Raw genomic sequence first — 23,588 nt, 5'->3', positions numbered from 1 at the left:
AGTCAGTCCTGCTCTGGATTTCTCAAATAGTAGCCGACCCCTCGTCGTGTCACGATCCACATCGGGTTACTCGGGTTCTCCTCAATTTTTTCACGGAGACGGCGGACAGTCACATCAACGGTACGGACATCACCGTAGTAATCGTAACCCCATACGGTTTCAAGCAGGTGTTCACGCGTCATCACCTGTCCGATATGGCGGGCTAAGTAGTGAAGCAGCTCGAATTCACGATGGGTAAGCTCGATATATGTCCCATCACGCGTCACCGTATAAGCATCCGGATGGATCGCCAGGCGGCCGATTTCAATATCCTTCGTCTGCTGGGAGGAATCCTCGGGCTCCTGCTGCTGGCGGCGCAGGTTCGCTTTGACACGGGCAATCAGTTCACGGTTGCTGAACGGTTTCGTTACATAATCATCCGCACCCATTTCCAGTCCGAGCACTTTATCAATTTCAGCGTCTTTAGCCGTCAGCATGATGATCGGCATATTGTGGCGCTTACGCACTTCCCGGCACACTTCATTGCCATCTTTATTCGGAAGCATAATATCAAGCAGAATCAGTTCCGGCTCTTCCTCATCCGCTTTAGCGATCGCTTCGTCCCCATCATAGGCACACACGACTTCATAGCCTTCCTTTTCAAGGTTGAACTTCAATATATCAGCAATTGGTTTTTCATCGTCTACAACTAAGATCTTTTGAGCCATCTTGTCTCATCCCTTTCATCGACTTCTGTTCTTTCCCTCATTTTAACTTATTTCCTGCTAAATGTCTTATTTCATCTGAAGACACGACAGGAAATCATCCGTTCATCCTATCTATAGGTCTCCATGATTAGTCATTCCCATGAAAAAAGCCGCTATGACTCTGCATAGCGGCTTTTCATTATTGAGATACGTGGGAAAGCGGGTTTTCCAGGCCGCCATCCTTATGCACTTCAAAGTGGAGATGGACACCGGTGGAATGGCCGGTCGTTCCCATATCCCCGATTTTTTCACCCTGCTGAACCGTGTCCCCCACCTGGACATCGATGGAAGACAGGTGGGCATACAGTGTCTCATAGCCGTTGCCGTGATCAATGACGACTTTGTTTCCAAAGCTCTCCTGGTAACCGGCTTCGGTCACCTTCCCGTGATCGGCAGCTTTGATGGTCAGATCGGAAACGCCGGCGATATCGATCCCTTTGTGATAACGCCCCCAGCGTTCTCCCTGTTTACTCGTAATGACTCCTCCGACTGCCGGCCACACAAAATTCCCGGATCCGGTGGATGGCGACGGCTTCGTGCCTTTCAACACGACTTGTGTGACGGGATCCTCGACGACTTCCTCTTCAAGGACTTCCTCCTCTGTGGTCTCGCCGTTTTCCGTCACCGTCTGAATCAAGGTTTCCTTCTTCCCATCCTGTCCTTCTTGATGGATTTCCGTTTCTCCTTCATACAGGGCATCCGTATTCCGGACTTCGACCTTGTGGGCAATCATTTCTGCTTCCCGTTCCTGTTCGGTTACGATCACATCGACCAGCGGTTCGCCGCTGCTCAGCGACACCTGCTCTGACATGTTACCGGTTTGAATGCGGTCCACCGTCTCCTCTACGGTATTGATGGACGAAGGAGCCGCTTGAACAGGGGCATAGTCGATCACACCATTGACGTAGACGTTTTCAAGTTCTGTTGCGCCGGCAGACACGTCCTCTTCCTCCGAGCCGCGCTCGTCATTGACGTATTCCGCTTTTAACGTCTCCATCACTTCCTCTACATCTCCGGCCTCCGGAAGGTAAGCGATGGACTGCCCATTCACTTGGACTTGTACCGCTTCCACCGCGTACGACACGTCCTGCTCCAGGCGTTCAAGCACCTCTCCCTCGTCTGCTTCAATAGAAAAGACGCGCTCCGGCTTGAATGTAATATCTTCAGCCACCGTCAAGTTCCAATCCTCATGTTGCTCTTCCTTCTGTTTCACCAATGCTTCCAGTTCATCCTGAACAACAGCTTTCTCTGTCACGGTACCGATCTCCCGGCCATCCATCTGGACGTGATAAACGGTCTGCATGGACTGCTCTGCATAAACCGTTCCGACTCCGAGTACAGCGATTCCAATTCCCGTGATGACAACCTTCTTCCACATGTTTCCTTCCCCCTGGATTTTTATGTGTATCGATCTATAAAAAAATGTAAAATTCACTTTCATTAATCTATCATAGCCAAACTTTTAATAAAATAGATTTTAAAACTTGTAAAAAAGATATAATTTTCCTGGCAATTTTACGAAATAGATAATAATCTTATATATATTGATATAAATTAGCATCAAAATGAGGATGTGGAAACACGGATAATATTTTCCTGTAAATGAACACAAAAAAGCCTGCAGAAGAACATAAAGTTCCTCTACAGGCTTTTTAAAGAAGTGGCTCGGGACGGAATCGAACCGCCGACACACGGATTTTCAGTCCGTTGCTCTACCGACTGAGCTACCGAGCCATAGGAAGATGAAATTTTTCAAAACCGATGAAGCTCCTGCAATTACTGAGCTTTCGACTTCTTCTTTCCATTACTGAATCACATTACGTGTGAATTCGACCACACAGAATGATATAATGAAAATGGCGGTCCGGACGGGACTCGAACCCGCGACCTCCTGCGTGACAGGCAGGCATTCTAACCAACTGAACTACCGGACCAATACGGCTCGTTCACCGCAACGATATCTATCGTACCACACGGTCAAAGGGGAAGCAATAGTAAATTTCATAGAATGTAAGATATTCTTCAGTCCTTTGTCTGAACAGCTGCCATTATACATAGAAAGGAGGATCTCGTTGACGAGGATATGGTTCCGCTATCTGGTTTACGCCCTTATCTTTTTATTGGTATCGTTCATTGCCTATCTGAAGCTGAATCCGCCGCTTGAGCACGGATCGATTGGATCGACAGAGGACAAACAGTCGGTCATTGTTGCTTTAGGAAACAAAAGCATGCTGGGAAGTATCCACATTACGGATGTTTCCATTAATGATGATGAAGCTCCTTCCCACGTGAATGTTCAGATCAGCGACACAGAACAAGGTTTCACCCTTACGGATACACATGCGCTCCTCGGTGAGAACCAACGCACGCAGGATTTCACCTCATTCTCACTAGGACCCGATACCTCTCCTCTTGCTGCTAAAACCGTTGCCGCTGCCACTGATCCAGCCCCTGCCACCATCTATGGCCTGAGCATTGCCGAAGAAACAACCATCAGCAAAATTAAAGTGACATACCGGTACTTCGGGTTGATCTTTTCAAAAACGATTCACGTATAAGAAGGAACCGGACCTCAGCGAAGGCCCGGTTTTTCTTTTGCTTCCATTTCATCCAAAAGCTGGTGCGGATCCGAAGAGGCTGCCATCAAGTCCTGGTGCTTCTCTTTCACGAATCCGGCCTGGACACTGTGTTCCACGAGCTTCATCACAGAGGTATAATACCCTTCGATGTTGAAGAGGGCGACAGGCTTCTGATGAATGCCGATTTGTGCCCAGCTGACCGTTTCAAACAATTCCTCAAGCGTACCGAAGCCGCCGGGAAGAGCGATGAACCCATCAGCCAGTTCACTCATTTTCGCTTTTCGCTCATGGAGAGTGTCCACTTCAATCATTTTCGTAATATCCGGGTGGGGAACTTCTTTATCAAAAAGATGTGTCGGCATGACGCCTGTAACGGACCCGCCATGTGCAAGGACTTCATCAGCCACAGCGCCCATCAGACCGCTCCGGGCTCCTCCGTAGACGAGTTCAATCCCACGGGAAGCGAGGGCCTGTCCGAGAATTTTTGTCTGTTCAGCGAAGACCGGGCTGCTTCCGGCACTTGACCCGGCAAAAATACAAATGCGTTTCACATGAAACACTCCTTTCCTTTATCGTTATCCTATACAAAAACACCTGACTGATAACAGCCAGGTGCTCGTTGATTATTCGCTGTACACACTGCGGACGACGTTCGTTTGGGAACGGTCAGGACCAACAGAGAAGACAGAAAGCGGAATTCCTGTCAGCTGTGACACACGTTCGATGTAATGGCGTGCATTGGCCGGCAGTTCGCTCAGGTTTTTCACACCCGTGATGTCTTCCGTCCAGCCCGGCATTTCTTCATAGACCGGTTCACATTCAGCGAGAACTTTCAAGCTGGCCGGGAACTCCTCGATGATTTCACCTTTGTACTTATAGGCCGTACAAATCTTCAGCGTTTCGATGCCTGTCAGCACATCAATCGAATTCAGGGAAAGATCCGTGATTCCGCTCACACGGCGGGCGTGGCGGACAACAACACTGTCGAACCAGCCGACACGGCGCGGACGTCCTGTTGTCGTTCCGTATTCACGGCCGACTTCGCGGATTTGGTCGCCGGTTTCGTTTTCAAGCTCCGTCGGGAATGGACCGTCGCCGACACGCGTCGTATAGGCTTTGGATACACCGACAACGTGCTTGATTTTAGATGGACCGACACCGGAACCGATCGTAACTCCACCGGCAATCGGGTTGGAGGATGTGACGAACGGGTAAGTTCCCTGGTCGATATCGAGCATCACACCCTGGGCGCCTTCGAAAAGGACGCGGCGGCCGTCATCAAGGTTGTCATTCAGGACGACAGAGGTATCGCATACATAAGAAGCAATCTTCTGACCATACTCGTAGTATTCATCAAGAATTTCATCCACGGTGAACGGTTCTGTTTCATACACTTTTTCGAACAGACGGTTCTTCTCGGCAAGGTTCTGCTCCAGTTTCTCACGGAAGCTCTCCTTGTCCATGAGATCGGCAATGCGGATTCCTGTACGGGCCGCTTTGTCCATATAAGCCGGTCCAATTCCTTTTTTCGTCGTTCCGATCTTATTGGCGCCCTTTTCCTCTTCCTGAAGCGCATCCAGCTTCAAGTGGTAAGGAAGAATGACGTGCGCACGGTTGCTGATCCGCAGGTTGTCTGTGGAAACACCTTTATCGTGAAGGTATTTCAATTCCTCAAGAAGCGCTTTCGGATCAATGACCATGCCATTTCCGAGTACGCAGATTTTATCATCAAAGAAAATCCCTGATGGAATCAGGTGAAGTTTATAAGTTATTCCGTCAAATTTAATCGTGTGTCCCGCATTGTTACCACCTTGGTAACGCGCAACCACTTCGGCATTTTGTGAAAGAAAATCGGTAATTTTGCCTTTACCTTCGTCCCCCCACTGGGTTCCGACTACAACTACTGAAGACATAAGGCACCTCCGCAATGAATTTGGTTATTGGTTTGAATTTCCTTCGTCAGTTTACCAATTCCCGACGTGAAAGTCAACGCTGAATCCGAACATTAATTTCAATAAAATATTTCAATGTTCGATAATAGCCTATATATCAGGCTTTTCTAACAACTTAATAAAACTTATTATCCATTGATTTTGATTATAAAATTACTTATAATCACTTACAAGAGGATAGATATGGAAGGGGTTCTCCCATGTATCAGGAAGAAAGACTGATCGGCGTCATTGAATACTTAAAAAACAACCGCCGCATCACGATTGATCAAATGTGTGAGATGTTCGACATTTCACGAGATACCGCCAGGCGTGACCTGGTGAAGCTGGAAGAGCGCAAAGCCATTGTACGGACGCGGGGCGGGGCCATCCTGCCGAAAACTCATGCGGCTATTCAGGATTATACCCATCGTTTGAAGGCTGTATCCTATGAAAAACAGGAAATCGGCAGAAAAGCAGCTTCGCTGATCCATTCGGGGGATCATATCATTTTAGACACATCCACGACCGTACAGGCCTGCGCCAGTCAGATCTCACCGATGGAGATCAAGGTGATCACCAATTCGATTCACCAGGCGGATATTCTCTCCAATGTCGGTCTCGTCTCCATCCAGCTCCTCGGAGGCTACCTGCAGAAGGAGCACCAGTTCCTTTACGGCGCTTCTGTCATTGAACGCCTGAAAAGCTATCATGTTGATAAAGCCTTCATCGGCGTAGTGGGCATCTCTGAACACGGACTGACCCTCGGACATGAAGAGGACGGGATGGTGAAGAAAAATATGATCAAGCAGGCCGGGGAAGTGATCGTCCTTGCTGATCATACGAAATTCGGGATGACGGAATTCTTTACGTTTGCAGGACTGGAGGATATCGACATGATCATTACCGATCAGGCACCGGAGGAACCTTTCCAGCGTCTATTGAAGGAATGCGGAGTAGAATTGATTGTCACAGAAGAGGAGGAGAAGGATTTATGGACTTGATTGCCATCGATCTCGACGGAACGCTTTTGAACAAGGAAAATTCGATCAGTGACGGAAATGCAGAAGCGCTGAAGAACGCACGGGAAAACGGCGTGGAAATCGTTATTGCGACAGGCCGGGCCTACTTCGATGTCCAGAAGATTTTTTCCAGTCTTCCCCTCCAGCCATGGGTCATCAGTGCAAACGGAGCCGTCATCCATACACCGGACGGCACCTTGTTTGAAGAAAAAGCACTGAATCGGCAGGATGCCGGGGAAGCCTTGGAGTGGCTGGAGCAGGAGGATTATTATTATGAGGTGTTCAGCGGCTCATCGATTTACACGCCGCAGAATGGACGGGAACTCCTTCACGTGGAGATGGACCGCCTCATCAGCGCCAATCCGGAAACTGATCAGCAGAGCTTGAGGCATGCACTGGATAAGCAGTTCAGCCAAAACGGCTTCGCTTTTGTCGAATCTTATGAGGAGATCGTCGAGTCCAAGGACCCGATGTACAACATCCTCGCTTTCACGTTCGACCTGGATAAACTCGAAAAAGGCAGAAAGAAGTTCCGTGACCATCCATCGTTCACGATGGTGAGCTCTGCGGAGCATAATTTTGAACTGGAAGACCGAACAGCCTCCAAGGGCAATGCCTTAAGATCCGTAGCGGAGCACCTTGATATTCCGATGCACCGGACAGCGGCCGTCGGAGACAGTCATAACGACCTTTCCATGCTGAAGGCCGCTGGAAGAAGCGCAGCCATGGAAAACGCAGTCCGTGATGTGAAAGAAGCAAGCGATTACATCACGAAATCCAATGATGAGGATGGCGCAGCCTACGCCATCACCCACTACTTTTCTTAAGATCACCCACGACCCAGCGTGACTCTCCGGGAGGCGTGATGGGTGGTGATCATCATACATGGCTTCACAGAAGCTGATAAAAAAGACGCTCCTCCAGATCTCCCCTCTGGATGTGAGCGTCTTTTCGTTTCTTTCTCTTGTCAGGCCGGTGGTATATCGGCATCGGTATAACGGTGGTCAAGGTCGACGAACTTGTTGTACTCCTTCACGAAGGCCAGTTCGACGTTTCCGACCGGGCCGTTACGCTGTTTAGCGATAATGATTTCAATGATGTTCTGGCTTTCGGATTCTTTATCATAATAGTCATCACGATAAAGGAATCCGACGATATCAGCATCCTGCTCAATCGATCCTGATTCACGAAGGTCCGACATCATCGGGCGTTTATCCTGACGGGATTCCACACCCCGGGAGAGCTGGGACAGGGCAATCAACGGCACGTTCAGCTCACGGGCCAGACCTTTCAGGGAACGGGAGATTTCAGAAACCTCCTGCTGACGGTTTTCTTTGGAATTCGCGCTTCCCTGGATCAACTGCAGGTAGTCGATCAAAATCATGCCGAGGCCGTGTTCCTGCTTCAGGCGGCGGCATTTGGAGCGGATTTCACTCACGCGCACCCCGGGGGTGTCGTCAATGTAGATGCCGGCGTTGGACAAGCTTCCCATCGCCATCGTCAACTTGTTCCAGTCTTCCGTTTCCAGGCTTCCGGTACGCAGACGCTGGGCATCGATGTTTCCTTCTGCGCAGAGCATACGGGAAACGAGCTGGTCAGCCCCCATCTCCAAACTGAAGATGGCCACGTTCTCATCTGTGTGCACGGCGACGTTCTGGGCGATGTTCAAGGCGAAGGCCGTCTTACCCATCGATGGACGCGCAGCGATAATGATCAAATCATTCCGCTGGAAACCGGAGGTGATGTGATCGAGGTCACGGTAGCCCGTCGGAATACCTGTCGTCGATCCATCGTTCATGTGCAGCTGTTCAATGTTGTCATACACATCGATCAGGACGTCTTTAATGCTTTTGAACGCACTGGAATTTTTCCGCTGGGAGACTTCTAAGATGTCCTTCTCTGCGGAGTTCAGGACATCGTCAATCTCTTCTTCCTCCGAATATCCTGTCGTCACAATGTTCGTAGCGGTTCGGATCAAACTGCGGAGCGTCGATTTTTCACCGACGATGTTCGTATAATAACCGACGTTGGCTGCGGTCGGCACCGAGTTTGCAATATCTGTCAGATAGGAAACCCCGCCGACCTCCTCCAACACCTTATTGTTGGAAAGAGCCGTGGTGACCGTAACCAGGTCGATTGGCTCGCCTCTGTCCGCAAGCGTCAGCATCACCTCGAATATCCGCTGGTGGCTTGCTCGATAAAAATCTTCCGGAAGTAAATTTTCTGCGGCTGTCGACATTGCTTCAGGTTCTAAAAAGATCGCACCGAGCACCGCCTGCTCTGCTTCTATATTATGAGGCGGGGTACGGTCGTTCCACATTTCACTCACTAGCTTTTCCTCCTCTAAATCGTTAACACCAATACATCATATTAACTCATATTCTGACCGCTGTCCATATGGCGGAAAGGGCAGAAAAGCGCCCTGTTCATCCGGACAATGGACAGGGCGCCTCTTTGATACATTTATTTTTCAGCGATGTGGACACGGATTGTGCCTGTCACTTCCGGGTGAAGCTTTACAGGAACGTTGGAGTATCCAAGCGTACGGATCGGATCATCCAGCTCAATTTTCCGTTTGTCGATCTTGATATTGTGATCCTTCTTCAACTGCTCGGCGATCTGCTTGCTCGTAATCGACCCGAAAAGACGGCCGCTGTCGCCGGATTTCGCATCAAGCTTCACTTCCAGATCAGCGAGCTGAGCCTTGAGGCGCTTCGCTTCCTCCACTTCTTCCTGAGCCTGCTGCTCAACCTTGGCATCCTTGGCTTTTTGTGCCTGCATGTTGCCTTTGGTCGCCTCGACAGCCAGGTTGTTCTTCAGAAGGTAGTTACGTGCATAACCGTCGTTCACTTCTTTAATTTCGCCTTTTTTCCCTTTACCTTTTACATCCGTTTTGAATATGACTTTCATTCTGTGTCTCCCCCTTCAAAATATTCGTCAATAATATCCTGCAGCAAATCTCTGGCATCTTCAATCGTTGTGTCTTCCAGCTGTGTCGCCGCATTGGTCAGGTGACCCCCGCCATTCATCTTCTCCATGATGATCTGGACGTTGATGTCGCCGAGGGAGCGGGCACTGATGCCGATTCGGCCGTCACTGCGTTCAGATATGACAAACGATGCGACGATTCCACTCATCGTAAGCAGCGTATCTGCCGCTTGAGCGATGATGACAGGACCATAGGATTCACCGTGGTCGCCTGTTGATATGGCTATCCCATCTCTATATATGGATGCCTTCTCAATCAACTTGCTCCGTCTTACATAGACATCCAGATCTTCTTTCATGAATTTCTGGACCTGGACGGTATCCGCTCCTTTGGAACGCAGGTAGGAAGCGGCATCAAACGTTCGTGAGCCCGTACGGAGTGTGAAACTCTTCGTATCGACGATGATCCCGGCAAGCAGGGCCGTCGATTCAAGCATGGACAGCTTCAGCTTCTTCGGTTGATATTCCAAAAGCTCGGTGACAAGCTCGGCCGTGGAAGAAGCATATGGCTCCATGTAGACGAGCGTCGGATCCTTGATGAACTCCTCCGCCCGCCGGTGGTGATCGATGACGACGACATGCTCGGTCTTCGACAGCAGTTTTTCCTCCATGACCATGGATGGTTTGTGCGTATCGACGACGACGAGCAGTGTATTGTTCGTCACCATTTCGAGCGCATCTTCCGGCGGGATGAAGTACTCCCACAAGTCTTCATCCTTTTCAATCTCTTCGACCATCCGCTGCACGCCTGTATCGATATCATCCGGATCCAGGACGATGGCTGCTTTTTTGTCGTTGGCCTGAGCGATTTTCAGTATGCCGATGGAAGCCCCGATCGAGTCCATATCCGGGGATTTATGTCCCATAATCAAGACCTTTTCACTCGCCTGGACGAGCTCCTTCATAGCGTGGGAGATGACTCGTGCCCGTACACGCGTCCGTTTCTCCATCGGGTTGGTTTTACCGCCGTAGAAGCGGACCTTCCCGGAATCATCCTTGATGGCCACCTGGTCGCCGCCGCGGCCGAGAGCAAGATCCAGACTCGACTGAGACAGCTCCCCGAGTTCAGGCAGGCTGATCGGCCCGACACCGATACCGAAACTCAGTGTCAGTGGAACGTTCTGATCGGTAATCAGTTCGCGGACATCATCCAGGATTTCGAACTTCGCTTTTTCAAGCGTGTAAAGAATCTCTTGGTTCATCACAGCCATAAACCGTTCCTGTGAAGTGCGTTTCAAGTAGATGCCGTAGTCCCCGGCCCATTTGTTCAGAATGGAGGTTACCTGGGAATTGATATGGCTTTTCGCTGTATCATCCATTCCCTGCGTAATTTCCTCATAGTTATCAAGGAAGATGATCGCAAGTACCGTCTGTTCATTTTCATAACGGTTATGAATCTCGGTCTGCTGTGTCCGGTCAAACAGATAAAGCAGGCGCTCCTCCCGTTTGACAACCGTCTGGAATTTATAGCCGTCGATCGTAATCCACACCTCATCCTCCTCTTCCTTCAAAGCAGGAATCAGCTGATCCGACAGCTTTTTCAGCGATTCGCCGACGACCGTATCCTCATTCGTGAACCGGTTCATGTACGGGTTGGCCCATTCGACGGTGTAATTCTCGCTGTACAGGATAATTCCGATCGGCATTTCCAACAGAGCTTCCTCGCCCACCTTTTTCACCCGGTAGGAAAGGGTCGATATATATTCTTCGGTTTCATTGATCATGTGCTGTTCGGTGCGGACACTGTAGAATATCGATGCAGCAAGGAACAGCGTCATCAATAACCCGAGCATCCACTGATAATACCAGATAAACCCGAGCAGAATTAAGGAAATCGCATAGATGATCCATAAGTGTCCGCTCATCGTTGGTTTCTTAAAAAAGTTCGGCATTGCATTCAGCTCCTACCATCTTCTCCGAGCTAGTTTTTTTTCTTCTCACTGACATAGCTGCGCAGTGGAAATCCTAAGTCAATTATACCTAAAATTCGAACAAGATACATGATCAATCCCGGAGAAAGTAATGAAAAAACGATCACCAGGACAGGTACAGCCTTCGGCCACTTCTTCTGTGATGCGTAATAGAAGACGAATGAAAAGCCTTGGATGGCAAGCAGTGTGCCCGCCACAATGAAGACGTTGATGGCTCCGAAGTACACCCAGCCTTCCCGGTCTGTCACCACATAGTTCAAAATCATCGCAAAGAAGTAATACCACAGAATAGACGTCGGCAATCGGAAATTTTTAAACGAAGCAAAGGCATAGGATTTATTTTCGATTCTGTTCATGAGCTTGAACGTCAGCCACAAACTGATCAAGGCCGTGATGACGCTTGTCATGACGAAAATACTTGGGATGATGTCTGGGATGAAGGTGATCGCTTCACGGACTGTGTCCACAGCTTCCTCTGAGCTGTCCCCTTGTCCGAAGATACCCATCGTAGATTCCACCGTGTCTAAACTATCGCTCATCCCTGCGGTCAGTTCATCAATAAGATTGATGCCGAGAAGCAGCTGGACAAGCCCCATACCGAGGACAAGTCCTCCCGTATACCCGACGGTTCCAAGAGCAAGAGACTCATAGGCTGAACGGCCGGCATGCAGGACGCCGCCGGATGCCACGCCCCCGATTCCCGCTGTGAGTGTAAAGGGAATGGAAAGGACCGGAACGATCAGCAGACTGAAGATCATCGTTAAACAAAACAGGAGCAGGCCGGGCTTCCAGCCGTGACGGCTGCTGTAATAAATGTATGGCACCGGCAGAACGAACAGCAGTAACGATCCGATTCCTCCCGGCAGGAAAATAATTACCAATAACAATAGCAGATATATCCCTGCCATTAAAGCCCCTTCGGTTATTCTTTTTGAGTTGTTCATATTCAGGTTGCACCTCGACTTTTTTCGCGCTGTCTTAACCTCCCTATTTTAACATATGTACGGTTTGTACGGGTTGTTGTTTACTCACACCTGTTCTGTCTTGGTGAACAGGTGTGAGTCTGGTATGATGAATGAAATTCCACCTGAGGAGGATATTCATGCTGACCGATTATCACGTGCATATGGCTGAAACAGGAAATTTAGACGTCGACTATCTGAGAACCTACATACAAAAAGCAAAAAACGAAGGCATTCAGGAATTAGGCATTTCTGAACATGCGTATTTTTTCCAGGAGACAAAAGAGATTCTCTCCAATCCGTGGGTCAACAACCGGCGGACCCTCGATTTCGACACCTACCAGCAGATGTTTGATGAAGCCGAAAAGCAGGGACTTCCCATTAAAATGGGCATCGAGATGGATTATATGCCTGGTAAGGAAAAAGAGATGGAAGCCTTTATCGAAAACCATCCTTTCGATTATGTGATCGGTTCCGTGCACTGGATCGACGACTGGGGCATCGATCTGGCCATTTACCGAGAGGAATATGAAAAAAGAGATTTGAAAGACGTCTATGAGCAGTACTTTGACCGCGTCGTCACCCTCGCTGAATCCGGACTGTTCGACTTTGTCGGCCATATCGATGTGATCAAAGTATTCGGCTACCGTCCGGATGACCGTGATTTTCTTATCGGGCAGTACAGGCGGGCGGCGGAAGCACTGGCTTCTACGAATACGTTGATTGAAATCAGTACCGCAGGTCTGAGAAAACCGGTCGGAGAGCTGTATCCTGATCCTGATCTACTGAGGATCTGTAAGGAAGCCGGAGTTGGAATCGTTCTCTGCTCCGATGCCCATAAGCCGGACCATATCGGCTACCGCTATGATGCCGCCATCGACCTTGCGAAATCAGCCGGCTATTCGCATGTCCATACATTTACGAACCGAAAAGCTGAACGTCATCCGATCGGGTAATTAAAAAGGCCGGGCGCCCTCGACGAGCATCCGGCCTTTTCAGCTTGGAGAAAAACTTTTTTTCTAGTGACTCCAATACCTGGTCATGGATAGGATTTTTCCCACGCAAGCGGCAGTAACGACCCCTGTAATGTCCTATAAAACGGCGAAGGAGCGATGCTCAACGTTCTCTTTTATCAGAGGGTAAAGCTGTTTTCCCACAGGCGTCGGCACGAGGAGCGTTCGGTGGTGACGCCTGCGGGAACAGCGCGAGCCGAAGATCCAATTGGTCAAATGGTTTTCTTGACCAATTTAGCTGAGGCCGTGCCCGCGGCAAGCATCCACCGATAAGCGGAACGTGTCCCCCTGAACACGACATGCGGACAACTCTAACTGGATAGGACGAACTTTTTCTACAGACTGAAAGGCCGGACTCCTTATAAGGAGTCCGGCCTTTTTTTCATGATCTGTGTTGATTCATTAATAGCTGATTGGAGCTCCTGGTCCGACTGGGATGCCAAGAATGACCCAGACGAGCAAGAGCAGCAGCCATGCAAGCAGGAAGGCGACCGAATACGGAATCATCATGGAGATGAGGGTACCGATGCCGAGCTTCTTGTCATAACGCTGAGCAAATGCAATGACCACCGGGAAGTACAAGAGCAGCGGGGTGATCATGTTGGTCACAGAGTCCGCGATCCGGTACAGCAGTGTCGTGAATTCCGGGGAATATCCGAGATTCATCATGATCGGCACGAACACCGGTGCAAGAATCGTCCATTTCGCCGAAGAACTTCCGATAAAGAAGTTGACGACCATCGTCAGGCCGAGGAACGTCAGAATCAACCCGATACCGTCAAACCCTGTGGAATCAAGAAAATCGGCGCCTCTGAAAGCGATGACCGTTCCAAGGTTGGTCTCACGGAAGTAAGCGATAAACTGACCAGCCGTAAAGGCGAGAGCGATGTAGCCGCTCATCGTGGCCATCGTTTTTCCTAACAGCTTGGTCAAGTCTTTGTCATTGGTAATCTCCTTGACGACTATCCCGTAAATCAGTCCCGGGACGAGGAACAGGATGAAAATGACAAAGACCAGGGCGTTGAAGAACGGTGATTCGATATAAGCCCCGTCCCCGCGCAGCGGCCCGAACGAAAGATAGGCCATCAAAGCGAAGGTAAGCAGGAAACCGATACCGGCCCGGCGCATCCCTTTTTTCTCCAGGGCTGTCAGTTCATCAATCTCCCCGGCTTCGTCCCCTTTATAAGTGCCAAGACGCGGTTCTACAATTTTATCAGTTACGAATGTACCGACAATCGTAATCAACGCAACCGAAGCAGCGGCAAAGAAATAGTTCATCGTCACCGTGATCGTATCAGCGTAGGCAGGGTCAATGGTACCGGCCGCATCAGCCGTCAACTCAAGCAGAATGGCATCCGTGGACGTCAGCGCCAGGTTGGCACCGAAACCACCAGACACACCAGCGAAGGCCGCAGCCAGACCGGCAAGCGGATGACGTCCCAGTCCCAGGAACAGGACAGCGCCAAGCGGCGGAAGAACAACATATCCGGCGTTAACCGCCACACTGGACATGACACCGGCAAATACAAGCGCAGCTGTAAGCAGGCGGCGCGGGAAGGAAAAGACGATGCCCTTCAGTGAGGCGTTGATCAATCCTGTCTGTTCCGCAAGCCCGATACCAAGCATCGTTACAAGAACAGCGCCAAGTGGCGGAAAACCGATGAAATTTTCAACGGCACTGTTGAATATATAATCCAGTCCACTGAGACTGAATAGGTTTTTGACTTCGACCACTTCTCCTGAGGTCGGGTTGGTGACAGATACACCGGAAAAGATGCCGGAAATCACCACGACAAGCGCTGCCAGAATGGCAAACAGCAGCAAAGGAGAGGGCAGTTTATTCCCCAGCCACTCGATCCCGTCTAATATACGGAAGAGAAGCTTTTTCGGGGCAGAAGCTTCTTTTTGTTGAGCATTCATAATGGTCCTCCTTGTTTTTTTATTTAATACTTACAAATAAGGTCGGCATTAAATTTAACAAGGGATTGTCTCAAAGTCAAAGTTTATGATTCACTTTTACAAAAACCACACCAAAATGAACCCACTGGCAGACGATTAGACGGCAAGATCGTCCGTTCCTCCTTATAAAGTTCCCCCTATACGGAGCGGCCTCGTTCCACTTATCGGTGGATGCTCCTCGTAACCTCACCAAAAAAAGAGAACGATTTTCCGTTCAACAGAAGATCGACCCCTAATTATTAGACAGAAAATAATCGAAAATGAACTTTTTCCAATTACGTATGGGCCGCAGACCGTTCCGGAAGAACGAGTGGGCCGGGATCGCTGAGCGTGGGTTTTGCGAGGAAGAGCGGGCGCGGAAAGGGAAGGGCTTATGCTCCTGGCGGTAAGACAGAAAAAAAGCTTGTAAAGAACCAGAGGTTTCTCTACAAGCTGAGACCGGTCTGCTCAGGCCGGTCTTTTGGTTATTTGAGGGTTAAATAATCCACCTGACGGATGTCGGCAATCTCAGAAAGCTGATCAGCCGCCTGCTTATCTATGGCTTTATCGACGGTTAAGACCATGACCGCTTCTCCACCTTCATTCGCACGTCCCACCTGCATCGTTGCAATGTTGACGTCCTGCTCGGCAAGCAGGCTGCCGACACGCCCGATGGCTCCAGGCTGGTCCGTATGGTGAATAACAATCAAATGACCTTCCGGAACGATATCAATGGAATATTGGTCGAGCTGCACGATCCTCGCTCCAAGTCCATTCAAGCGGGTACCGGCTGCACTGCGTGTTTCCTGATCGGTTTCAATTTCCACCGTAATGAGGTTCGTGAAGCCTTTCGTTTTCGTAGACTTCTGCTCATTGATTGTAATGCCTTTATCTGCCGCTGTTTTATAGGCGTTAACATCGTTGACCCGGCTGCCGATGTATCGACCGAGGATACCTTTCACCGCAATTCTCGTCAGCGGCGTCGTATCGATGTCGAGCAGTTCCCCACTGTAGTAGACATTGATTTTTTCAAAGGTGCCTTCTGCAATGCGGGACACAAACGAACCGAGTCGTTCGGAAAGCGTAAAGTATGGCGACAGCTTCTCCATCATTTCGGTAGACACCGAAGGCAGGTTGACCGGATTTCTCACGGTTCCTCCGCGCAGCAGTTCAAGGACGTCGGCACTGACATCGGTCGCCACGTTTTCCTGCGCTTCCACGGTACTTGCACCGAGGTGAGGAGTGGCAATCACTTCAGGCAGGGACAGCAGCGGATGCTCCGTAGCCGGTTCTTCTTCAAATACATCGAGAGCCGCTCCCGCAATTTTCCCGGATTTAACTGCTTCATATAAAGCATTCTCTTCCACGATTCCTCCGCGGGCACAGTTCAAAATACGGGCACCGTCTTTCATGAGTGCAATCGCTTCTTCATTAATCAAGTGCTTCGTTTTTTCAATCAGCGGCGTATGTACAGTCAGGAAATCCGCCTGCTGGAGTACTTCTTCCAGTGTACCGTGGGTGACGCCTGCCTTCTGTGCTTTTTCTTCATTAAGAAAAGGATCGAAGGCAACGACTTTCATGCGGTGCCCTTTGGCGCGCTGGGCCACCTCGCGGCCGATCCTTCCGAAGCCTACAATTCCAAGCACTTTATCCTTCAGCTCCACACCGACGAATTTCTTGCGTTCCCAGCGTTTCTGCTGAAGCTGGTGATACGCCTGCGGGATGTTGCGGGCCAGAGACATGAGCATCGCCATGGTGTGTTCGGCTGTGGAAATCGTATTGCCATCCGGGGCGTTCACGACAATCACACCATTGTCGGTGGCCGCATCCAAATCGATGTTATCAACACCGACACCGGCACGGCCGATGATTTTCAGGTGGGTTCCATGTTCAATGACTTCACGCGTTACCTGCGTCTGACTGCGGACAATCAATGCTTCTGCGGAGCCGACCGCTTCCAACAGTTCCTCATGGGACAAGGACGTTTCCTTAATGATTTCGATATCATCCGCTTCACGGAGCGGTTTAATGCCTTCCTCACTCAATGGATCACTAATTAACACTCGGTGCATGGATTAATCCTCCCTTGTAAAATCGAGGTACGCCGCCTGAGCTGCTGCTGTACCCGCACCCGGTTCAAACGTATGACCAAGGTGCTTCAGAATGATTTCGATAATGCCGATATACTGCAGAACATTGGCCGGACGGGAGTACCCCATGTGACCGACACGGAAGATTTCGCCCTTCAGCTGTTTCTGTCCGCCGGCAAGCTGCAGGCCGAATTCTTCTCTTGCCAGTTTTCTCAACTGCTCGGCTTCGAACGTTTCCGGCCGGACGGAGGTGACCGTCGTGGATGCCTCTCCATCGGAAACGAGCAGAGGAATCTGAAGAGCCTGAAACGCTTCACGTGTCATCTGCTTCATTAATGCATGACGTTCATACACTTTTTCCAACGTTTCTTCCTCTAAAAGACGCAGCGCTTCCTGCAGGCCGAACAGCAGGGAAAGAGCAGGAGTGTACGGGGTCTGACCGGCCATCAGCTGCTTACGGTAGACGCGCAGATCCAAATAAAAACGCGGTCTCGGATTCTGATCGATGACTGTCCATGCAGCATCCGCTACGGCAACAAACGCAAGACCCGCCGGGAGCATCATCGCCTTTTGCGAACCGGAGACTAAGATATCGATTCCAGAGGCGTCCATATTCAAACCAGCGCCGCCGATCGAAGAGACACCATCAACAATAACAAGCGCCTCACTGACTTCCTTCACTTTTTCAGCGACGGCCTCCACCGGGTGCATGACTCCGGTCGATGTTTCACAGTGCGTCACGAATACAGCCTTGATATCCGGGTTCTCCTGGAGGGCCTGTGTCACCTGATCGACCTTTACAGCCTCTCCCCATGTGACATCGAGGCGGTGGACATTCAATTCATAGGTTTGACAAATCTGGGCAAAACGATCACCGAACGCACCGGCCACAACGACAAGCACTTCATCTCCCGGCTGGGTGACATTGACGACAGCAGATTCCAGCGCGGACGTCCCGCTTCCTGTTATAACGAGAACGTCACCGGATGTACCGAAGACCGGCTTCAACCTCGGGGCGATGTCCTGCATCAATTCCTTGCATTTTTCTCCTCTGTGTCCAATCATCGGCTGACTCATACTGCGGTCCACACTCGGCGGGATCGGCGTCGGTCCCGGAGTATGAAGCAAATCCCATTCACGCTTCATTCGACTTGTACCTCCTATTTATTCAATGCTCTCTTTTCATCTTTTAGACGCGTTAAAACGTTAGAAAAGAATTTGGATATTCTATAATCCTATCAGAAGTAAACCCGATGTCAATGTAATGGGAATATTCTGTTTAAAGCAGGATAAGCCGGTGTTTTCCCGCGTATGCCAAAGGATTAGACAAAAATAGACTTTGCTTTTTTTCTTATTTATTTGTATAATTCAAAAAGTAATTATTTTTAGAAAATTTAAACTATAGGGGGAGTCACTTTGAGAAAACATCTGTTGGTGCTTTTCGGATTGATGTTTGTGCTTGTACTGGCAGCGTGCAGCGGCGGGGACAGCGAAACATCTTCTGAATCAGGGGAAGGTAATGAGGAAACATCAGAAGGAACAGAAGAAAGCAGTGCTTCGGGAGAACAGGAAATCACGATTACATCAAAAAGTGAGATCCCAAGCATGGACCCGTCCTTGATTACGGATTCCGTCGGATTCCAATGGGCAGGGGAAACCTACGAGGGACTTTACCGACTCGATGAAAACAGCCAGCTTGTCAACGGAATGGCGGAAAGCTCTGAAGTGAGCGAAGACGGCCTGACGTGGACATTCAACCTGCGTGACGCCGAATGGTCAAACGGCGACCCGGTTACCGCTGACGATTTCGTTTATGCGTGGAGAAGAGCGGTTGATCCGGAAGTGGGATCCGAGTACGGTCCATACTTCCTTGGTGGCATCATTAAAAATGCAACTGAAATCAGCAACGGGGAAGCTTCTCTGGAAGACCTCGGAGCAACAGCTGTCGATGATAAAACGCTTGAAGTCGAACTGGAAAAGCCGGTTCCTTACTTTGAGTCCATGACGGTCTTCATCACGTTCATGCCGCTCAATCAGGAGTATGTTGAAGAACAAGGGGACAAGTTCGCAACAGAAGCGGAATATACCATTTCCAACGGACCGTTCGAAATGACTGAATGGAGCCACGGCGAAGGCTGGTCGATCGAAAAGAGCGATTCCTACTGGGATAACGAAACGGTGCAGCTTGAGAAAATCAATGCCAAAGTCGTAAAAGAAGTTTCCACCGGTGTGAACCTTTATGAGTCCGGTGAAATTGATCAGACAGAATTGAACGCGGAATTTGTCGACCAGTATCGTACGAACGAAGCGTTCAACGTCGTCGAAAAACCATACTTATATTTCTTCAAGTTCAATCAGGAAAATAACGAGGCGCTAGCCAATGTAAACGTACGTAAGGCCATTTCCTACGGGATCGACCGTCAAGGTCTTGTCGATGTTATCCTGAATGACGGATCTGTTCCGGCAGAAGGTTATGTCCCATCCAACTTCGTGTCCATGCCGGACAGTGAGGAAGATTTCCGCGAGGCACAAGGGCCGCTTGTAGAATCCAATGTTGAGAAAGCAAAAGAGCACTGGAGCAAGGCGCTTGAGGAACTTGGTACAGATTCTGTTGAAATCGAGCTGCTGGGTGATGATACAGGGACATCCAAAGATGCCCTTGCGTATTACCAAAACCAGCTAGAAGAAAACCTGGACGGCCTGACGATCAAGCTTCTGGAAGTACCATTTAAGGAACGTGTCCGCCGTGACAACAATTCCGAATTCGAAATCGAAGCGGCTACGTGGGGACCGGACTACGTGGACCCGAACACGTACTTGAACATGTATTTGACAGATGGTCAGAACAACAACATGGCGTACTCCAGCGAAGAGTATGACAGCTTAATTGACAAAGCCAATTCAGAGTATGCCCAGGATCCGGCGAAGCGTTTTGAAACCTTCCTGGAAGCCGAGAAGCTGCTTCTTGAAGAAGATCAGGCCGTGGCTCCTATCTATCAGGATGCCAAAGCACAGCTGTTCCGCCCGTCCATCAAAGGCGTATATTCTACAGCAACAGGTCCTGAATTCGAATTCAAGTGGGCTTACGTTGAAGAGTAATAGATATCATAGAGAAAGCAGGAGCAATAAGCTCCTGCTTTTTTATATGTAGATAACTCCCATTTACCCCAACGCCTCCAGTCTTCCTTATTCAAGTAAAATGCTTTCGATTACGGTAAGTGGACGTCTCCCTGCACGTATACAACACATCGTTCAGGGTTCCTGTCATGACCCGTGCGGCATGTTCTTGTAAAACAAGGATCGTTTAGAAACTTCATATCCTTCATCATTTGGTGAAGTCACGAGGAGCGTTCGGTGGTGACGCCTGCGGGAACAGCACAAGCCTCAGCTAACTTGGGCAGGTGTTCTTTCTGCCCAAGTCAGCTGAGGCCGTGCCCGCGGCAGGCATCCACCGATAAGCGGAACGTGACCGTTCTACCCAAATGGTGGTCAAGGTTCCTCACTCACCAGCTTGAAAGGCAGGAGCGATAAGCTCCTGCTTTTTTACTTTCATTTACACCCTCCCTCTTGAAATACGGGTGACTCCCGCTGTATAGTCTAAGGATAACGAGAAAAGGGGTGGTGTCATGAAACGCCATTACATCCGAGGCTTGTATTATATGGCAGGCCTTTTCATTATGACCGCCGGTATTGCCTTGACGATTCAATCCTCCCTCGGTACCTCTCCTTTTGACGCCCTTCTTGTAGGACTGCACCGGACATTCGGATTGACAATCGGCAGCTGGGAAATTGTTGTCGGCCTGACGATGATCCTGTTTAATGCGGCGGCATCGAAGAAAAAACCGGAACTTTTCGCTGTCATCACCTCCCTGATGACAGGGGCAGGGATTGATTTCTGGGTGTTTCTTCTAAGAGAATCCATCCAGCCGGAAACAGCAGCCGTACAGTTTATCTGCCTGATCAGCGGCATGATCATTGCCGGTTTCGGGATTGCGATGAACCTTCAGGCAGATTTCGCACCGAATCCCTTCGACCGGATGATGCTTGTGATTAAGGATTTAACAGGATGGAACGTTTCGATATCGAGAGCCTTCATCAGCATCATTCTTGTCATTCTGGCGGCCTTGTTCGGAGGAGCCGTGGGAATCGGCACCGTGATCATCACCATTTTCAGCGGGTATACCATTAACATCTTTATGAAGATGATCGACCAGTTCGACCAGCGTACCTTCCAGGCCACTCCACTGAGAGAATCGTAACGTTACGATTCTCTCAGTACCAATGCTTCCTGAGGACCGAAAAATTCATAGTGCATCGCATCCTCCTTCACACCCCACTCGGTCAGACTCCTGTACACCGCTGTCATAAACCCCTTCGGTCCGCAGAAATAAAATTCAGCATCTTTCGGAACCGTACGCTGAAGGATATCCAAATCAACGAAGCCCCGCTCATGAAACGCGTCCGAGCGGATATCTTCTTCTGTCGGCTGTTCATAAACGAAGCAGGACTTCTCTTTCAGCATATCCTCTTTGAATGCGTGCACCCTGCCGTTCCTAGCCGCATGAATAACATAAATATCCCGTTCTGGCTGCCGGGCTGCAGCTTCCTTCTGCATGCTCATCAATGGAGTCAATCCTGCCCCTCCGCTGATCAGAACGAGCGGACGCTTACGGTCATCCAGGTGGAAATCACCGGCCGGAACGCTTACTGGAAGCGTATCTCCAACATTCACATGGTCATGCAGCCACGTTGAAACGATTCCGGCTGGAACATCCTCGGATCCTGCCTCACGTTTGACGGTGATTCTGAAATGATCACTGCCCGGAGCATCAGATAAGCTGTACTGACGAAGATGATCATAGGACTCTCCTTCGATCTCAGCTTTCACCGTAATGTATTGACCAGCTTTGTAACGGGGCAGTGGGCGCTCGTCTTCCGGCTCCAGGTAAAAGGACGTCATTTCATCACTTTCCTTCACTTTATCAACGACCTGCATCAACCTCCAGTCTGACCAGCCACCTTTCTGATCCTCCGCTGCTTCATATAAGTCTTTTTCGACATCGATGAAAACACCTGCAATGACACCATAAGCCTCTCCCCAGGCTTCAATAACTTCATCCGTCGCCTGCTCGCCAAGCACTTCCTTCATCGCTTTCAGCAGATATTCACCAACAATGGGGTAATGTTCCGGCTGAACATTCAAGCTTCGATGCTTTTCCGCAACTGTTCTGACCTGAGGAAGCACCTCGCCAAGGTTTTCGATATGAAGAGCTGCCATGTAAACCATATTTGCCAGGGCTCTCGGCTGATCTCCCGCCCGTTGGTGGGTCTGGTTGAAGATATTTCTAAGCTCCGGATAATTTTCAAAAAGTCGTTTGTAAAACAAGGTCGTAATCGTCTCTCCATGCTCCTCCAGCACAGGAACCGTTGCCTTAATAATCCGTACCGTTCTTTCATCAAGTGGATGTTTAACGTGATTGGTCATCATTCAAACCCCTTTAAAAGATGTATTTTATATACACCTTTATTGTATCGAAAGATAATTCTTCTGCAACGTCTTTTCCACAAAAAGATTTGACAATTCGAAGGCAGTCTTCTCTCCCCTTTTCATAGAAATGCATGTGGTATGATAAAAGAAATAGAAAACAAGAAGGGGTGCCGGACATGCAGCTAAAGAAATATACGGATTATGCCCTGAGGGTACTGATGTTTGCCGGGTCCAAGGAAGACGGTGCCCTGGCGAACAAAAAGGAAATTTCCGAGGTGTTTCATATATCTGAAAACCATCTGGGGAAAATCATTCATGAATTGAGCAGGCTCGGTCTGATTGAAACGATCCGGGGAAGAGCTGGAGGAATTCGTCTGGCTGAAGAACCGAAAGATATAAATATTGGAAGCGTCGTACGGGCGATGGAGGATAATTTCCATCTGTTGGAGTGCTTTGACTGTGGATCGGATTACTGCGTCCTTACACCGGCGTGCCGGCTGAAACGTGCCCTGCACGAAGCTCTGGCCGCATTCTTTCAAGTGCTGGACAGCTATACACTGGCGGACTTACTGGATAATCGGGGAGAACTGCAGAAGCTGATGGGGCTCGCCTGAACATAAAAAAACCGTGAAGTCTATAAAAGACTTCACGGTTTTTAGTAACGCTGCTATTACTCAGTAGAGTAAGGAAGCAGGGCCATTTGACGAGAGCGTTTGATCGCTTTTGTCAATTTACGCTGATATTTAGCAGAAGTTCCAGTTACTCGACGAGGAAGAATTTTTCCACGGTCAGAGACGAAACGTTTCAGCAAATCAACATCTTTATAGTCGATGTGTGTGATTCCGTTAGCTGTGAAGAAACACACCTTTTTACGTTTTCCGCGTCCACGACGTGCCATGT

20 protein-coding genes and 2 tRNA genes are annotated in these 23,588 nt (G+C 49.5%); 7 read left to right on the top strand and 15 right to left on the bottom strand.

The window, feature by feature from the left end; translation table 11 throughout:
- Nucleotides 1-2: 2 nt before the first annotated feature.
- The 4 genes from yycF to ACXAJH_RS07595 all read right to left on the bottom strand — a co-directional run bounded on the left by yycF (nucleotide 3) and on the right by ACXAJH_RS07595 (nucleotide 2,680).
- Nucleotides 3-707 (bottom strand): response regulator YycF, encoded by a 705-nt coding sequence (yycF, locus tag ACXAJH_RS07610; protein WP_027955909.1) that lies wholly within the window; start codon nucleotides 705-707, stop codon nucleotides 3-5.
- 178 nt (nucleotides 708-885) lie between these two features.
- Nucleotides 886-2,124: a peptidoglycan DD-metalloendopeptidase family protein gene (locus ACXAJH_RS07605; protein WP_474993504.1), complete on the bottom strand. Its 1,239-nt coding sequence runs from the start codon at nucleotides 2,122-2,124 to the stop codon at nucleotides 886-888.
- A 283-nt stretch (nucleotides 2,125-2,407) separates the two neighbouring features.
- Nucleotides 2,408-2,480: transfer RNA gene (locus tag ACXAJH_RS07600), tRNA-Phe, on the bottom strand.
- Nucleotides 2,481-2,603: 123 nt separating this feature from the next.
- A tRNA-Asp gene (locus ACXAJH_RS07595) sits at nucleotides 2,604-2,680 on the bottom strand.
- A 138-nt stretch (nucleotides 2,681-2,818) separates the two neighbouring features.
- Between ACXAJH_RS07595 and ACXAJH_RS07590 the strand changes: the two genes are divergently transcribed.
- Entirely contained in the window at nucleotides 2,819-3,304 is a 486-nt protein-coding gene (locus ACXAJH_RS07590) for a hypothetical protein (RefSeq protein ID WP_474990638.1), read from the top strand.
- Nucleotides 3,305-3,318: 14 nt separating this feature from the next.
- On the opposite strand, the gene ACXAJH_RS07585 is transcribed toward ACXAJH_RS07590, so the two are convergent.
- Together ACXAJH_RS07585 and ACXAJH_RS07580 are read right to left on the bottom strand one after the other, a co-directional pair.
- On the bottom strand, nucleotides 3,319-3,876 hold the full coding sequence (locus ACXAJH_RS07585) for an LOG family protein (protein ID WP_474993502.1): 558 nt from the start codon (nucleotides 3,874-3,876) through the stop codon (nucleotides 3,319-3,321).
- Nucleotides 3,877-3,948: 72 nt separating this feature from the next.
- A complete protein-coding gene (locus ACXAJH_RS07580) occupies nucleotides 3,949-5,238 on the bottom strand; it encodes an adenylosuccinate synthase (protein ID WP_027955905.1) in 1,290 nt (429 codons plus the stop codon).
- 239 nt (nucleotides 5,239-5,477) lie between these two features.
- Here ACXAJH_RS07580 and ACXAJH_RS07575 point away from each other — a divergent pair, with 239 nt between their 5' ends.
- Both ACXAJH_RS07575 and ACXAJH_RS07570 read left to right on the top strand, forming a co-directional pair.
- A complete protein-coding gene (locus tag ACXAJH_RS07575; RefSeq protein WP_474970121.1) occupies nucleotides 5,478-6,260 on the top strand; it encodes a DeoR/GlpR family DNA-binding transcription regulator in 783 nt (260 codons plus the stop codon).
- Nucleotides 6,251-7,105, top strand: a complete 855-nt coding sequence (locus ACXAJH_RS07570) for a Cof-type HAD-IIB family hydrolase (protein ID WP_474993501.1) — start codon at nucleotides 6,251-6,253, stop codon at nucleotides 7,103-7,105. Before ACXAJH_RS07575 ends, ACXAJH_RS07570 begins: the two co-directional genes overlap by 10 nt.
- Nucleotides 7,106-7,245: 140 nt before the next feature.
- Here ACXAJH_RS07570 and dnaB read toward each other — a convergent pair whose 3' ends face one another.
- The 4 genes from dnaB to ACXAJH_RS07550 form a co-directional block, all read right to left on the bottom strand.
- On the bottom strand, nucleotides 7,246-8,607 hold the full coding sequence (gene dnaB / locus ACXAJH_RS07565) for a replicative DNA helicase (protein WP_035532384.1): 1,362 nt from the start codon (nucleotides 8,605-8,607) through the stop codon (nucleotides 7,246-7,248).
- Between the two features lie 134 nt (nucleotides 8,608-8,741).
- Nucleotides 8,742-9,188, bottom strand: a complete 447-nt coding sequence (gene rplI / locus ACXAJH_RS07560; protein ID WP_474970123.1) for a 50S ribosomal protein L9 — start codon at nucleotides 9,186-9,188, stop codon at nucleotides 8,742-8,744.
- Nucleotides 9,185-11,158 (bottom strand): DHH family phosphoesterase, encoded by a 1,974-nt coding sequence (locus ACXAJH_RS07555; protein ID WP_474993500.1) that lies wholly within the window; start codon nucleotides 11,156-11,158, stop codon nucleotides 9,185-9,187. The genes rplI and ACXAJH_RS07555 overlap by 4 nt, the downstream gene beginning before the upstream one ends.
- A gap of 29 nt (nucleotides 11,159-11,187) precedes the next feature.
- The gene (locus tag ACXAJH_RS07550) at nucleotides 11,188-12,141 is read right to left on the bottom strand and encodes a YybS family protein (RefSeq protein ID WP_474990642.1); all 954 of its coding nucleotides are present in this window, start codon (nucleotides 12,139-12,141) and stop codon (nucleotides 11,188-11,190) included.
- Nucleotides 12,142-12,299: 158 nt separating this feature from the next.
- Here ACXAJH_RS07550 and ACXAJH_RS07545 point away from each other — a divergent pair, with 158 nt between their 5' ends.
- Nucleotides 12,300-13,115: a histidinol-phosphatase HisJ family protein gene (locus ACXAJH_RS07545; RefSeq protein ID WP_474993499.1), complete on the top strand. Its 816-nt coding sequence runs from the start codon at nucleotides 12,300-12,302 to the stop codon at nucleotides 13,113-13,115.
- Nucleotides 13,116-13,574: 459 nt separating this feature from the next.
- Here the strand turns inward: ACXAJH_RS07545 and ACXAJH_RS07540 are convergent, their stop codons facing one another.
- From ACXAJH_RS07540 to ACXAJH_RS07530, 3 genes are all read right to left on the bottom strand, one after another.
- The gene (locus ACXAJH_RS07540) at nucleotides 13,575-15,092 is read right to left on the bottom strand and encodes an AbgT family transporter (RefSeq protein WP_474970127.1); all 1,518 of its coding nucleotides are present in this window, start codon (nucleotides 15,090-15,092) and stop codon (nucleotides 13,575-13,577) included.
- A 503-nt stretch (nucleotides 15,093-15,595) separates the two neighbouring features.
- Entirely contained in the window at nucleotides 15,596-17,182 is a 1,587-nt protein-coding gene (serA, locus tag ACXAJH_RS07535; RefSeq protein ID WP_474970128.1) for a phosphoglycerate dehydrogenase, read from the bottom strand.
- A 3-nt stretch (nucleotides 17,183-17,185) separates the two neighbouring features.
- Nucleotides 17,186-18,346 carry a pyridoxal-phosphate-dependent aminotransferase family protein gene (locus ACXAJH_RS07530; RefSeq protein WP_474993498.1) on the bottom strand — a complete coding sequence of 387 codons (1,161 nt, stop codon included), beginning with the start codon at nucleotides 18,344-18,346 and terminating at the stop codon, nucleotides 17,186-17,188.
- 303 nt (nucleotides 18,347-18,649) lie between these two features.
- Between ACXAJH_RS07530 and ACXAJH_RS07525 the strand changes: the two genes are divergently transcribed.
- Both ACXAJH_RS07525 and ACXAJH_RS07520 read left to right on the top strand, forming a co-directional pair.
- Nucleotides 18,650-20,299 carry a peptide ABC transporter substrate-binding protein gene (locus tag ACXAJH_RS07525; protein ID WP_474994112.1) on the top strand — a complete coding sequence of 550 codons (1,650 nt, stop codon included), beginning with the start codon at nucleotides 18,650-18,652 and terminating at the stop codon, nucleotides 20,297-20,299.
- A 527-nt stretch (nucleotides 20,300-20,826) separates the two neighbouring features.
- A complete protein-coding gene (locus ACXAJH_RS07520; RefSeq protein ID WP_474993497.1) occupies nucleotides 20,827-21,459 on the top strand; it encodes a YczE/YyaS/YitT family protein in 633 nt (210 codons plus the stop codon).
- A 2-nt stretch (nucleotides 21,460-21,461) separates the two neighbouring features.
- On the opposite strand, the gene hmpA is transcribed toward ACXAJH_RS07520, so the two are convergent.
- Nucleotides 21,462-22,685: an NO-inducible flavohemoprotein gene (hmpA, locus tag ACXAJH_RS07515; protein ID WP_474993495.1), complete on the bottom strand. Its 1,224-nt coding sequence runs from the start codon at nucleotides 22,683-22,685 to the stop codon at nucleotides 21,462-21,464.
- Nucleotides 22,686-22,864: 179 nt separating this feature from the next.
- Here hmpA and ACXAJH_RS07510 point away from each other — a divergent pair, with 179 nt between their 5' ends.
- Nucleotides 22,865-23,302, top strand: coding sequence for an Rrf2 family transcriptional regulator (locus ACXAJH_RS07510; RefSeq protein WP_474970640.1), 438 nt, complete (start codon nucleotides 22,865-22,867; stop codon nucleotides 23,300-23,302).
- Between the two features lie 56 nt (nucleotides 23,303-23,358).
- Here ACXAJH_RS07510 and rpsR read toward each other — a convergent pair whose 3' ends face one another.
- Nucleotides 23,359-23,586 carry a 30S ribosomal protein S18 gene (rpsR, locus tag ACXAJH_RS07505; protein WP_027955890.1) on the bottom strand — a complete coding sequence of 76 codons (228 nt, stop codon included), beginning with the start codon at nucleotides 23,584-23,586 and terminating at the stop codon, nucleotides 23,359-23,361.
- Nucleotides 23,587-23,588: the final 2 nt, after the last annotated feature.

The organism is Halobacillus sp. ABD4_316 (assembly GCF_056161385.1).
This window is presented reverse-complemented; position numbering and strand designations above follow the sequence as displayed.